The following is an 11,884-nucleotide window of genomic DNA, read 5'->3' as shown; positions in this document are numbered from 1 at the left end:
CTCGTTCGTGCCGGGTTAATGTGTGCCTGGCACGTGTCAACGTTCAGTCTTCTTCGGCGGTCGACCCTGTCCGCTCGGCGTGGCACTCCGGGTTCCATGCGGTACCGGGAAGCAGTTGCCAACGATTCCTGTTGGCAACACCGATATCGATCACTTTGCTCGGGTCCACGCACGGGCTCATCGCATCATCCAGCACCAGCAGCCAGCGCTTGTCCGGTGCTTCGGCCAGCCACGGGCCGGCATCGTGCCATTGCTCGGCCCAGGGGCGCTTGAAGCCGAATTCGCGCACTGGCCGGTCGGCCTGCAGCAGGTTCTGCTCGCGCCAGGCCACCAGGGCCAGTTCGGCGTCGGGACCGATCCGCGCGCCTACCCGGCGCATCAGTGCCGACGCCGATGCGTAGGGATCCAGCGCCGGGATCAGCACCAGACCGTAGAGCATCCACAGCATGCCGTGGGTCAGCAGCACCAGCGTTGCGGCGCGGCGTACCCGCAGCCACACGATCAATGTGGCCAGGGCGATGGCGAAGGTCAGCAGGCCGTCGCCCAGCACCGGCAGCAACGTATCGGGCATGGCGCGGCGTTCCAGTTGTGCCAACGCCCACGGGTGCTCGGTCATCAGCATCACGCCGAGCACGCCGGTGGCCAGCATCAGCACCACGCTGTAGCCGAACAGGTAGCGGCGCACGCACAGGCGGCGCAGGAGGCCGGGCAGCAGCGGGGCCACGGCCAGCGCCATCGCCGGCAGCATCGGCAACAGATACACCTCGCGCTTGCCCGGGCTGGCACTGAAGAACACCAGTACCAGCACCGCCCAGCCCAGCAGCAGCCACTGGCGGCCATCGCCGCGACGGATGCGGCGCCACCAGGGCTTGAACAGCATCGGCAGCAGCAGGCTGCCCGGCAGCCACAGGGTCAGGATCACCTGCAGGTAGTACCAGGCCGGTTGCCGGTGGTGCCAGGCATTGGCGTAGCGGGTGCCGGTCTGCTTGAACAGCAGCTCATGCGCGTAGGCCTGCAGTTCGGCGCTGGGTGTATGCAGCAGGGCCCAGCCCAGCGGTGCCAGCCACACGCCCACGCCCAGCAGGAACGCCGGAATCAGCCACAGCAGCGTTGCCGGGTGCGGACCCTCCACACGGTGCCCGCGACGGCGCTGGTACAGCCACCAGCCGAACCAGGGCAGCACCATCAGCAGCGGCAGGAAACCCACGCCCTTGGTCACCGTGCCAACGCCTGCGGCGAAGCCGGCCAGCCACAGCGCGGGCAGGTTGCGGCGTTCACACAGGTGGCGCATCAGCCCCCACAGGGCCACGGTGGTCATTCCCACCAGCACCATGTCGATCTGCGCGCGCTTGGCCATCAGCCCGAACTGCAGGGTGCAGAACAGCGCTGCGAGGGCATAGACGGAGTGCCTGGGCGACCACAGCCGGCGAGCCAGATCCGAGATCAGCCACAGACTGAGCAGGGCGCCCAGCAACGACGGCAGCAGGAACGACCACTGCCAGCTGCCGACGATTTCGTAGGCAGCGGCCTGCAGCCACATGAAGACCGGCGGCTTTTCCGCGTACAACTCCACGCCGCGGTGAGGCAGCAGCCATTGCCCGCTCTCGACCATGGTCCGCGCGGCCAGCACGAAGCGCGGCTCGTCCGGCGGCTGCGGCTGCCGAAGGCCGATGCCCGCTGCCAATGCAGCAATGATCAGCAGCCACAACAGGGGCAGGCGCCAACGGCGGGGCAGGGCTACGGGCACGGCAGGCTCCGGGAGCAAAACGGCCATTCTGAGGTGGCGGGGGTGGGAAAAGCGTCAGAAGGGGGTGGGACGACCGCATTCCGACATGGGCAGCGCTACCATGGTACGAACTTCCGTGGATGTTTCGTGCATGCGTCTGTTGGTGATCGAGGACAACCGCCAGCTGGTGGCCAACCTGTTCGACTATTTCGAGTCGCGCGGGCATGTGCTGGACGTGGCTCCGGATGGCATCACCGGCCTGCACCTGGCCGGCAGCCACCCCTACGATGCGGTGATCCTGGACTGGATGCTGCCGCGCATGGAGGGGCCGGAGGTGCTGCGCCGGCTGCGCGCCGAACATGCGTCGGAAGTGCCTGTGATCATGCTGACCGCACGTGACGAGCTGCCGGACAAGATCGCCGGCTTCCGCGCCGGTGCCGACGACTACCTGACCAAGCCGTTCGCGCTGCCCGAGCTGGAGGTGCGGCTGGAAGCGCTGCTGCTGCGTGCGCAGGGCCGCAACCCGCGCAAGCGCCTGCAGGTGGGCGACCTGGTGCTGGATCTGGCGACGCTGGAGGCCCAGCGTGAGGGCCAGGTGCTGCACCTGTACCCAGCCTGCCGCAAGCTGCTGGAAGTATTGATGCGTGCCAGCCCGGGCGCGGTGACCCGCCAGCAGCTGGAATTCGCTCTGTGGGGCGACGAGCCGCCGGATGGCGACCTGCTGCGTTCGCATGTCTACGAGCTGCGCCGCAGTGTGGACGGACCGTTCGCCGAGAAACTGATCCATACCCTGCCGCGGGTGGGTTACCGCTTGGCCGTGACCACGCCCAGCGATGCCGGCAAGGATGATGATGAAGGCGAGTAAGCCGGGGCCGTTGTACCGGCGCGTGGTGTGGTGGTTGCTGGGCTATCTGGCGCTGCTGTCGGTCGCGGTGTTCAGCGTCGGCAACTACGTGCATGAACATGCGGAGCATGCTGCCTGGCGCGCGCTGCTCAATTCCGAACTGGACAGCATCGTCGAGCACACCGAGCACGAGCCCCACTATCGCTGGCAGGACTCGGACACGCTCAGCCTGTTCCGCTTCGATGAAGGCAACATGCCGGAAAGCGTGCGCATGCTGCACCCGGGGCTGCATGACGGGGTGCCGATCAAGGGGCGACAGACTGCGGTGATGGTGCGTGACACCGGTTCGATGGGGCGGGTGGCGCTGGCGCTGGACATTTCCGACTTCCATGACCTGGAACAGTTCGCCACGCGCTGGGTGATGCTGGCCGGGGTGATCATGATCTTCGTCACCGTGCTGATGGCGTCGTTCGGCATGGAACGCATGGTGCGCCCGTTGAGCCTGCTGGCACAGCACATTGCCGGGTTGCGACCAGGGGTGCAGGGCCAGCGCATCGAGGTCGACCCGCGCGGCAGCTCCGAGCTGCATACCATCGCCGATGCGCTGAACGACTACCTGGACCGCAACGAACAGTTCGTCGAGCGCGAGCGGGTCTTCATCAGTACCGCCAGCCACGAACTGCGCACGCCGATCGCAGTGATGACCGGTGCCGCCGAGCTGGCACTGGAACAACCGGGCCTGCCCGATCGTGCACGCCAGCAGATGCAGCGGGTGCTGCGCACGGCGCAGAGCGTGGAGCAGCTGATTGAACTGCTGCTGGTGCTGGCGCGTGATCCGGCGCGCCTGGCCGCACGTGCCGAGCGCATCGCGCTGGACCAGCTGCTGCCGGAGATCGTCGACGACCATCGCCACCTGCTGGGCGACAAGGACCTGAGCATCGGCATCCAGGCTGCCCCGGTGGATATTGTCGCGCCGCTGGCCGTTGTGCAGGCCGCGATCGGCAACCTGCTGCGCAATGCCATCGAGAACAGTGGGCGTGGCCACATTGAGTTGCGCCTGAGCTCGTCGGCGGTGCTGACCCTGCAGGACCCGGGGCATGGCATGAGCCCGGAGGAGATCGCGGCGATCCACGCACGCATGGCCCGCGGTGAACGTGCTGATCGGGGTGGCGGTATCGGTCTGGACCTGATCGCGCGGCTGTGCGAGCACCTGGGCTGGACCCTGCAGCTGCAGCCCTGCGACCCGCGCGGGACACGCGTCACCCTGGACTTTGGCGCCTCGCGCCCGGCCTGACCGGCATCCCGACCTGCTCCGCGCTGCGGCATGACCCGGCGTGAAGACAGTGTTAATCTCGACCTGCGCCGCTTTATGCGGCGCTTTTTTTTCCCGCTCTTTCGATCGACAGAGGATCCCATGCCGACCGAACCCGCTACTACTGCCCTGATAGCAACGACATCGTTGGACTGGGCCTGATTGCCGCCACCCTGGCCCTGATCTTCTGGGCTGCCAGTGGCCCGACCCCGTTGTTGAAGAAGATCTTCGCCTGGGTGCCGGCGCTGCTGCTGTGCTATTTCATTCCCGCCATCTACAACACCGCCGGTGTCATCGACGGCCACAACACTTCGCTGTACAACCCGGTCGCACGCGACGTGCTGCTGCCGGCCGCGCTGGTCCTGCTGACCCTGTCGATCGACCTCAAGGGCATTGCCAAGCTCGGCCCCAAACTGCTGATCGTGTTCTGTGCAGGTACCGCCGGCATCATGCTCGGTGCCATCGTCTCGTTCCAGCTGATGAAGCTGATCCACCCCGAAACCGTGGCCGGTGATACCTGGGCTGGGATGGCGGCGCTGGCCGGCAGCTGGATCGGTGGCGGTGCCAACATGGTTGCCATGCGCGAGGTGTTCGGCACCGATGCGACCACCTTCGGCCAGTTCGCGGTGGTCGATGTAGCCTGCGCCAGCCTGTGGATGGCGATCCTGTTGTTCCTGGCCAACCGCGCGCAGCAGATCGATACCCGCAACGGTGCCGATACCCGTGCCATCGACGAGATGAAGGCACGCATCAGCGCCTACGAGGCACAGAACGCACGCATTCCCAGCATGACCGACCTGATGGTGATCGTCGGCGTGGCACTGGGCGGCGTCGGCCTGGCCCACGCCATCGCCGCACCGCTGTCGGGCTGGTTCAAGGCCAATGTCAGCTGGGCCAGCCAGTTCAGTCTCGATAGCCAGTTCGTGTGGGTGATCCTGCTGTCCACCGCGATGGGCCTGGGCCTGAGCTTCACCCGTGCGCGCCGGCTGGAAGCGGCCGGTGCGTCGCGGCTGGGCACGGTGTTCCTGTACTTCCTGATCGCCTGCATCGGCATGCAGATGAACCTGCTGTCGCTGCTGGATCGGCCGTGGCTGTTCCTGCTTGGCGCGATCTGGATGGCCACGCATGTGCTGGTGCTGTGGGTGGTGGCCAAGCTGCTGCGCGCGCCGCTGTTCTTCTTCGCGATCGGTTCGCAGGGCAACATCGGCGCAGCCGCTTCGGCTCCTGTGGTGGCAGCGGCGTTCCATCCGACGCTGGCCCCGGTGGGCGTGCTGCTGGGCACGGTGGGCTATGCGACCGGCACGGGGCTGGCCTATGTCACTGGCCTGATCCTGAAATGGATGGCCAACGGCTGAGTGGTGCAGCCGGGCTGCGCCCGGCACCCGCCGAAGCGCTAGTGCCGGCCGCTGGCCGGCAATCTCAACGGCAACAGCCGAAGCAACAGCAATAGCGGGCTATCCGTGGGACGGCGAGGTGGGTCCGGTTGCGGGGGACGCCGTAAATACGTCCCTGTAGGCTTGGCCGCGGCATCCATGCCGCGGACACCCCCGCAACCGGACCCACCCCGCCTTCGACAGAGTTCCGCGATCTGCCGGAATGGCATGGCCTGCTCTTGGTGGGTGTCGACCTTCGACACGTAGATCCACGCCATGCGTGGATGCTGTTCATTCAATTGTCGAAATATTCGATTTCGACGGAGATTCATCCACGCATGGCGTGGATCTACCAGACACCGGAAATCTGTCAAAGGTGGGGCGGTGTCGGATTGCGGCGTCCCCACAATCCGACGCCGCCCCGCCAACCAAACAGAAAACCAGAGCCGACGCTCCGGCCGTTGTCGTTGCAGTTGCTTCTGCGGGCGCCGGGCTGAAAGCCCGGCACCCACACCCAACCCTCAACAGCAGCGACCACCATTGCGTCCGCCGTAGCGCGCTTCCTGGCGCTCGCGGAAGAACGTCTTGTAGTCCATCGGCTCCTGGTCCGGATGCTTTTCCAGCATGTGCCGAACGTAGTTGTCGTAATCAGGAATGCCACAGCACAGTCGTGCGGTCTGCACCAGGCGCCGCCAGATGCGGCGGTGCGCCTGGTACTGGCCAGCGGGAACCAGTTGCGTGCTCATCACAGATCCACCATTTCATGCGGCTTCAGTGCCACGTACGGGGTTTCACGGTCAGTGCGCTGCGGATTGCGGCGGGCCGCCAGGATGGTCTTGATCGAATAAACCAGCACTGCGCCCACCACCAGCAGGAACAGCGCGGTCAAACCGGTGTTGACGTAGGCGTTGACCACGATCTGCTTCATCTGCGCCACCGACTTGGCCGGTGCGGTGATCGTGTCGCTGGCGAGCGCGGCCTGGAACTTGTGTGCCTGGGCCAGGAAGCCCTGCGCCGGGTTGCTGTCGAAGATCTTGATGAAGCCGGCGTAGGTGGTGCAGATCAGCAGCCACACGGCCGGCACTGCGGTCACCCACGCATAGCGGTCACGCTTCATCTTGAACAGCACCACCGTGCCCAGCATCAGCGCGATACCCGCCAGCATCTGGTTGGAGATGCCGAACAGCGGCCACAGCGTCTGGATGCCACCGAACGGATCGACCACGCCGGTGTAGAGCAGGTAGCCCCACAGCGCCACGCAGCCGGCGGTACCGATGATGTTGGCGGTCCACGATTCGGTCTTCTTCAGGGCCGGCACGAAGTTGCCCAGCAGGTCCTGCAGCATGAAGCGACCGGCACGGGTGCCAGCGTCCACTGCCGTGAGGATGAACAATGCTTCGAACAGGATCGCGAAGTGGTACCAGAACGCCATCATCGCGTCGCTGCCACTGGGAATCGCTTCGTGCAGGATCTGCGCGATGCCCACCGCCAGTGTTGGCGCGCCACCTGCACGATGCAGGATGGTCGGCTCGCCAATCGCCGCCGCGGTCGCGGTCAGCTGTTCAGGCGTGATGGTGAAGCCCCAGGTGTTGGTGATGTAGTGCGCGGCCGACGCGGCGTCGGCGCCGATCACCGCCGCCGGGCTGTTCATCGCGAAGTAGATGCCCGGATCGATGATCGAGGCCGCCACCAGTGCCATCACCGCCACGAACGATTCCATCAGCATGCCGCCGTAGCCGATGTAACGCATGTGCGCTTCATTGGCCAGCAGCTTCGGAGTGGTGCCGGAGGAAATCAGTGCATGGAAACCGGAGACCGCGCCGCAGGCGATGGTGATGAACAGGAACGGGAACATGCCGCCCTTCCACACCGGGCCGTCACCGCTGGCGGCGAACTGGGTCAACGCCGGCATCTTCAGTTCCGGCATCACCACCAGGATGCCGATGGCCAGCGCGATGATGGTGCCGATCTTGAGAAAGGTCGACAGGTAGTCACGCGGGGCCAGCAGCAGCCACACCGGCAGCACCGACGCGACGAAGCCGTAGCCGATCAGCATCCAGGTGATCTGGGTGCCGGTGAAGGTGAAGGCCGGGCCCCAGACCGGATCGGCGGCGACCTTGCCGCCGTACCAGATCGCGGCCAGCAGCAGGATCAGGCCAACCACCGAGATTTCGCCGATCTTGCCGGGGCGGATGTAGCGCATGTACACGCCCATCAGGATTGCGATGGGCATCGTCGCGATCACCGTGAACATGCCCCACGGGCTTTCGGCCAGCGCCTTGACCACCACCATCGCCAGCACCGCCAGGATGATGATCATGATCAGGAACGCACCGAACAGCGCGATGGTGCCGGGCACCTGGCCCATTTCCTCGCGGACGAGGTCACCCAGTGAGCGGCCGTTGCGACGGCTGGACAGGAACAGGACCATGAAGTCCTGCACCGCACCGGCCAGCACCACGCCCACCACCAGCCACAACAGGCCGGGCAGGTAGCCCATCTGCGCGGCCAGTACCGGACCGACCAGCGGGCCGGCGCCGGCGATGGCGGCGAAGTGATGGCCGAACAGCACGTGCTTGTTGGTGGGCACGTAGTCCAGGCCATCGTTGTTGATCACCGCCGGGGTGGCCCGGGTTGGATCCAGCTGCATCACCTTGTTGGCGATGAACAGGCTGTAGAAGCGATAGGCCACCAGGTACAGCGAAACTGCGGCGACGACGATCCACAGGGCATTGATGTGTTCGCCGCGGCGCAGGGCCACGGTGCCCAGACAGAAGGCGCCGAGCAGGGCGAGTACCGCCCAGCCTATTTTGGAAAACCCTTTCATGAGGTGCTCTCTCCCGGAAAGACAGTCAAAGAGTCCCGCGTGCCCTCGGCAGGGTCAATTGGCACAGGACGAATCGGCGGTAGTACTTTGGTCGTACGCAGGGCGTGCTGACGTGCAGCGAACATCAGGGATGGAACAATCGGTTGCGGCGCCGTCCATTGGCGTGCGGCCATGTGGCGTCCATCTTCAGTGGCATCCATCCAACAGGAGTCGCCATGAGCTTTCCCGAACCGGTCCGCGTACTGCGCACCATCCGTGGCATGCCCACCTCCGACGGTGCCGGCGTGCGCCTGACCCGCGTCATCGGCGGCCCGACGCTGCCGGACCTGGATCCGTTCCTGCTGCTTGATGAGTTCGGTACCGACCGTGCCGAAGACTACATCGCAGGCTTTCCCGAGCATCCGCACCGTGGTTTCGAGACCGTCACCTACATGCTCGACGGGCGCATGCGGCATCGCGACAACCATGGCAACGAAGGCCTGCTGACCCCGGGCAGCGTTCAGTGGATGACCGCTGGCCGTGGCCTGGTGCATTCGGAGATGCCCGAACAGGAAAGCGGGCAGATGCGCGGTTTCCAGCTGTGGGTGAACCTGCCGGCGAAGGAGAAGATGACCGATCCGAAGTACCAGGAGTTCGCGCCGGAGCGCATCCCCGTGGTGCACCCGGAGCCGGGCGTGGAGGTGAAGGTGATCGCCGGCAGCGTGGACGGTACCGACGGCCCGATCGTGCAGCCGGCCACCGAGCCGCTCTACCTGGACATCACGTTGGCGCCGGATCGCGCCTGGACCTATGCGCTGCCGGAAGGGCACAACGCGTTTGCCTATGTGTTCGAAGGTGCGGTGACGGTAGGTGAGCAGGACGCTGCGCGTGACGTGGCACGCCAGGAACTGGCGGTGCTGGGCGGCGGAGAACAGCTGCACCTCTCGGCCGGCAGCGAAGGCGCGCGGTTGATCCTGGTGGCCGGCCGTCCGCTGCGCGAGCCGGTGATGCGGCATGGTCCGTTCGTGATGAACACGCGGCAGGAACTGATGCAGGCCTTCGTCGATTTCCAGGAAGGCAAGTTCTGAGCGAATGCCGGCCGCTGGCTGGTAATTGCTTGAGGTCACGGCGGATCGAGGTGCCGGCCAGCGGTCGGCACCCCCTTGTAAGCGGGCCGTATTGTGGGGATGCTGCCAGGCAGTCATCCCCGTCATGCTCAGCGCCCGGCTGCCACGGCCGACGGGGTCAGGCTCATGCCCTGCGCCAGCTGCTGCAGCGAGCCCAGTTCCTGCGGGCTGTCCGGATACAGCGAAATCTGCGCGTAACGCCCTTTGTCGAGCTTGACCACGCTGATCCGGCGTTCGGCATAGCCCGGCGGCTGCTGGCCACCAAGGTCGGGCTGGTACCAGTAGAGTGATTCACCGCCGAAGCTGCCCTTTTCCTGGCGCAGCGAGCGGTTCAACGGAATGGACGGGTCACGTGCGCTGAGCATCAGGCTCAGTACCTCACGGCCATCTCCGGTACTGGCGCGACAGATCAGAAAGTCCGTCTGCACCACTTGCTGCCATTGCAGGCCACTGCTGGCCGGCAGCGAAGGACATTCGGTGGGAGCCTGTGCAGCCGCGGCCTGGGCCACGACGAACAGCAGGCTCGACAACACTACAGGCGCGAACTTCATGCATCCCCCAAGGTGGTGTGTCGTTTGGCGCCGCCGGATGGGCGGGCGGCGTTGGCATCCCATCCCCGGATGCCACCCCGGCCGGCATGTGCACGGACGGTCAACTCAACCTTAACGGAACGTGAGCGATCGCACAAATTGCGGTTACAAGCGTAACCATTGCGGCCGATGGTCGGCCGCAAGGGTCCACACAGGCCTCAGCGGTCGTTGCCGATCCACTTGTAGATGATGCCGCCGATCGCGCCGCCCAGAAGGGGAGCGACCCAGAACAGCCACAGCTGGCTGACCGCGCCGCTGCCGGCGAAGAACGCGACGGCGGTGGAGCGGGCGGGGTTCACCGAGGTGTTGGTGACCGGGATGCTGATCAGGTGGATCAGGGTCAGCGACAGGCCGATCGCCAGTGGCGCGAAGCCGGCCGGTGCCTTGCCGTGGGTGGCGCCCATGATCACGATCAGGAACACCGCCGTCAGCACCACTTCGCACAGGAAGGCGGCCGCCACGCTGTAGCCGCCAGGAGACAGCGCGCCATAGCCGTTGCTGGCGAACGCACCGGCCTGACTGCCATCGATGGCGAAGCCACTGGCGCCGGAGGCGATCTGCAGCAGAATGAAGCCGGCCAGCAGGCCGCCGGCGACCTGGGCGATGATGTACGGGATCAGGTCCTTGGTCGGAAAACGGCCGCCGGCCCACAGGCCGACACTGACCGCGGGGTTGAAGTGCGCGCCGGAGATATGGCCGAACGCATAGGCGCCGGTCACCACGGTGAGGCCGAAGGCCAGCGCCACGCCGAGGAAACCGATACCCAGCGGATTGCCGTCACCTCCGAACTTGGCGGCCAGCACCGCGCTGCCACAGCCACCCAGAACCAGCCAGAACGTGCCGAGGAACTCGGCCGACAAGCGTTTACCCATGCTCATGTGTTGCACTCCTTTGACGGTCTAAAGTGTGATTTATGTCACATTTCAGTGATCAGCGGGTGACTGTAGTGTCAACGCCGGGTGCAGGGATACACCTTCGGATGTGTGCAACACGCGATGTTCAGTACTGCGGCAGCGGGATGAACTCCTTGTCGTCGCCGGGGATGGTGCCGAAGCGGCCGGCTTCCCAATCGTGCTTGGCCTGCTCGATGCGCTCCTTCGAGCTGGAGACGAAGTTCCACCACAGATGACGCGGGCCATCCAGCGGCTCGCCGCCGAACAGCATCGCCTTCACCGGCGTCTTCGCACGCAGGCGACCTGTCGCACCGGCTTCGGGGATCACCAGATGCTGGGCGGGAATATCCACGCCATCCAGCTGCGCCTCGCCTTCGAGGATGTACAGCGCGCGCTCGCGGTGGCCATTGTCGATATCGATCTCCGCATCCGGGTCGAGGTCGATCGCTACGTTGAGGGTGTCGGCGAACACCTTCACCGGCGATTCCTCGCCATAGGCGCGGCCGGCGATCACCCGCAGCCAGACACCATTGCGGCGCTGCTCGGGCAGGGTGGCCGCGGCATGGTGGTAGAACGCCGGCTCGATTTCTTCATGCGACTTCGGCAGTGCCACCCAGGTCTGCATGCCATGGATCGGGTTGTCGTGATCGCGGTCCGGTTGCGGCGTGCGCTCGGAATGGGCGATGCCACGGCCGGCGGTCATCCAGTTGACGTCACCGGGGCGGATCACCTGGTCCGAGCCGAGCGTGTCGCGGTGGCCGATGGCGCCCGACCACAGGTAGGTGACCGTCGCCAGGCCGATATGCGGATGCGGGCGCACGTCGATGGCGGTGCCGGGGTGCATGAGTGCCGGGCCCATCTGGTCGACGAACACGAACGAACCGATGCTGCGCGCCTGCAGGGTGGGGACGGCGCGACGGACTTCGAGGCCGCCGATGTCGTGTACGCGCGGGGCGATGATGGTGGTCATGCGGGCGTTCTCGCTGGCAGGGATCAGGTGGTCAGCATCGCACGCAGCTGTGACGGGGACATGCCCCGTATGGGTAACAGGTTGTTCCGTAGAGTCGAGCTTGCTCGACTGGGGTTCCAGCCAACGGCGCAGCCCCTCGTGGCTGGCTGCTCGGCCGCGTAAAGCAAAAGCCGCGCTTGGCCGGGCGGGGTGGGTTCGCGGGGGACGCCGTGAACCCGTCCTTGGGGGCTTGGCCGCGGCATC

General features: G+C 65.8%; 10 protein-coding genes. 4 read left to right on the top strand and 6 right to left on the bottom strand.

The window, feature by feature from the left end:
* Positions 1-43: 43 nt before the first annotated feature.
* On the bottom strand, positions 44-1,774 hold the full coding sequence (locus HLA98_RS18855; RefSeq protein ID WP_212757651.1) for an ArnT family glycosyltransferase: 1,731 nt from the start codon (positions 1,772-1,774) through the stop codon (positions 44-46).
* Positions 1,775-1,877: 103 nt separating this feature from the next.
* Here HLA98_RS18855 and HLA98_RS18850 point away from each other — a divergent pair, with 103 nt between their 5' ends.
* The 3 genes from HLA98_RS18850 (at position 1,878) to HLA98_RS18840 (ending at position 5,237) form a co-directional block, all read left to right on the top strand.
* A complete protein-coding gene (locus HLA98_RS18850) occupies positions 1,878-2,591 on the top strand; it encodes a response regulator transcription factor (RefSeq protein ID WP_049445487.1) in 714 nt (237 codons plus the stop codon).
* Positions 2,578-3,864, top strand: a complete 1,287-nt coding sequence (locus HLA98_RS18845; protein ID WP_129550501.1) for a sensor histidine kinase — start codon at positions 2,578-2,580, stop codon at positions 3,862-3,864. Before HLA98_RS18850 ends, HLA98_RS18845 begins: the two co-directional genes overlap by 14 nt.
* Before the next feature lie 104 nt (positions 3,865-3,968).
* The gene (locus HLA98_RS18840) at positions 3,969-5,237 is read left to right on the top strand and encodes a DUF819 family protein (RefSeq protein WP_129550502.1); all 1,269 of its coding nucleotides are present in this window, start codon (positions 3,969-3,971) and stop codon (positions 5,235-5,237) included.
* A 539-nt stretch (positions 5,238-5,776) separates the two neighbouring features.
* Here HLA98_RS18840 and HLA98_RS18835 read toward each other — a convergent pair.
* On the bottom strand, positions 5,777-6,001 hold the full coding sequence (locus tag HLA98_RS18835; protein ID WP_005410613.1) for a YbdD/YjiX family protein: 225 nt from the start codon (positions 5,999-6,001) through the stop codon (positions 5,777-5,779).
* Positions 6,001-8,082, bottom strand: a complete 2,082-nt coding sequence (locus HLA98_RS18830; RefSeq protein WP_049445130.1) for a carbon starvation CstA family protein — start codon at positions 8,080-8,082, stop codon at positions 6,001-6,003. The genes HLA98_RS18835 and HLA98_RS18830 overlap by 1 nt, the downstream gene beginning before the upstream one ends.
* Positions 8,083-8,297: 215 nt before the next feature.
* Here HLA98_RS18830 and HLA98_RS18825 point away from each other — a divergent pair, with 215 nt between their 5' ends.
* Positions 8,298-9,149, top strand: a complete 852-nt coding sequence (locus HLA98_RS18825) for a pirin family protein (RefSeq protein ID WP_057499708.1) — start codon at positions 8,298-8,300, stop codon at positions 9,147-9,149.
* A gap of 128 nt (positions 9,150-9,277) precedes the next feature.
* Here the strand turns inward: HLA98_RS18825 and HLA98_RS18820 are convergent, their stop codons facing one another.
* The 3 genes from HLA98_RS18820 to HLA98_RS18810 all read right to left on the bottom strand — a co-directional run bounded on the left by HLA98_RS18820 (position 9,278) and on the right by HLA98_RS18810 (position 11,641).
* Positions 9,278-9,739: a hypothetical protein gene (locus HLA98_RS18820; protein WP_049445134.1), complete on the bottom strand. Its 462-nt coding sequence runs from the start codon at positions 9,737-9,739 to the stop codon at positions 9,278-9,280.
* Between the two features lie 197 nt (positions 9,740-9,936).
* Complete coding sequence (aqpZ, locus tag HLA98_RS18815; protein WP_032129854.1) at positions 9,937-10,656, bottom strand: aquaporin Z; 720 nt, start codon at positions 10,654-10,656, stop codon at positions 9,937-9,939.
* Positions 10,657-10,777: 121 nt separating this feature from the next.
* Positions 10,778-11,641 carry a pirin family protein gene (locus tag HLA98_RS18810; protein ID WP_006383170.1) on the bottom strand — a complete coding sequence of 288 codons (864 nt, stop codon included), beginning with the start codon at positions 11,639-11,641 and terminating at the stop codon, positions 10,778-10,780.
* Between the last annotated feature and the right edge of the window lie 243 nt (positions 11,642-11,884).

This window comes from Stenotrophomonas africana, from assembly GCF_013004645.1.
In the GTDB taxonomy this organism is placed as follows: domain Bacteria; phylum Pseudomonadota; class Gammaproteobacteria; order Xanthomonadales; family Xanthomonadaceae; genus Stenotrophomonas; species Stenotrophomonas africana.
The sequence above is the reverse complement of the archived record's forward strand: the minus strand, read 5'-3'. Positions and strand labels throughout refer to the sequence as shown.

Bases quoted from the DNA above. Each gene is read 5' to 3' on its own strand.
- HLA98_RS18855 (WP_212757651.1), bottom strand. From the start codon at position 1,774: ATGGCCGTTTTGCTCCCGGAGCCTGCCGTGCCCGTAGCCCTGCCCCGC.
- HLA98_RS18850 (WP_049445487.1), top strand. From the start codon at position 1,878: ATGCGTCTGTTGGTGATCGAGGACAACCGCCAGCTGGTGGCCAACCTG.
- HLA98_RS18845 (WP_129550501.1), top strand. From the start codon at position 2,578: ATGAAGGCGAGTAAGCCGGGGCCGTTGTACCGGCGCGTGGTGTGGTGG.
- HLA98_RS18835 (WP_005410613.1), bottom strand. From the start codon at position 6,001: ATGAGCACGCAACTGGTTCCCGCTGGCCAGTACCAGGCGCACCGCCGC.
- HLA98_RS18830 (WP_049445130.1), bottom strand. From the start codon at position 8,082: ATGAAAGGGTTTTCCAAAATAGGCTGGGCGGTACTCGCCCTGCTCGGC.
- HLA98_RS18825 (WP_057499708.1), top strand. From the start codon at position 8,298: ATGAGCTTTCCCGAACCGGTCCGCGTACTGCGCACCATCCGTGGCATG.
- HLA98_RS18820 (WP_049445134.1), bottom strand. From the start codon at position 9,739: ATGAAGTTCGCGCCTGTAGTGTTGTCGAGCCTGCTGTTCGTCGTGGCC.
- aqpZ (WP_032129854.1), bottom strand. From the start codon at position 10,656: ATGAGCATGGGTAAACGCTTGTCGGCCGAGTTCCTCGGCACGTTCTGG.
- HLA98_RS18810 (WP_006383170.1), bottom strand. From the start codon at position 11,641: ATGACCACCATCATCGCCCCGCGCGTACACGACATCGGCGGCCTCGAA.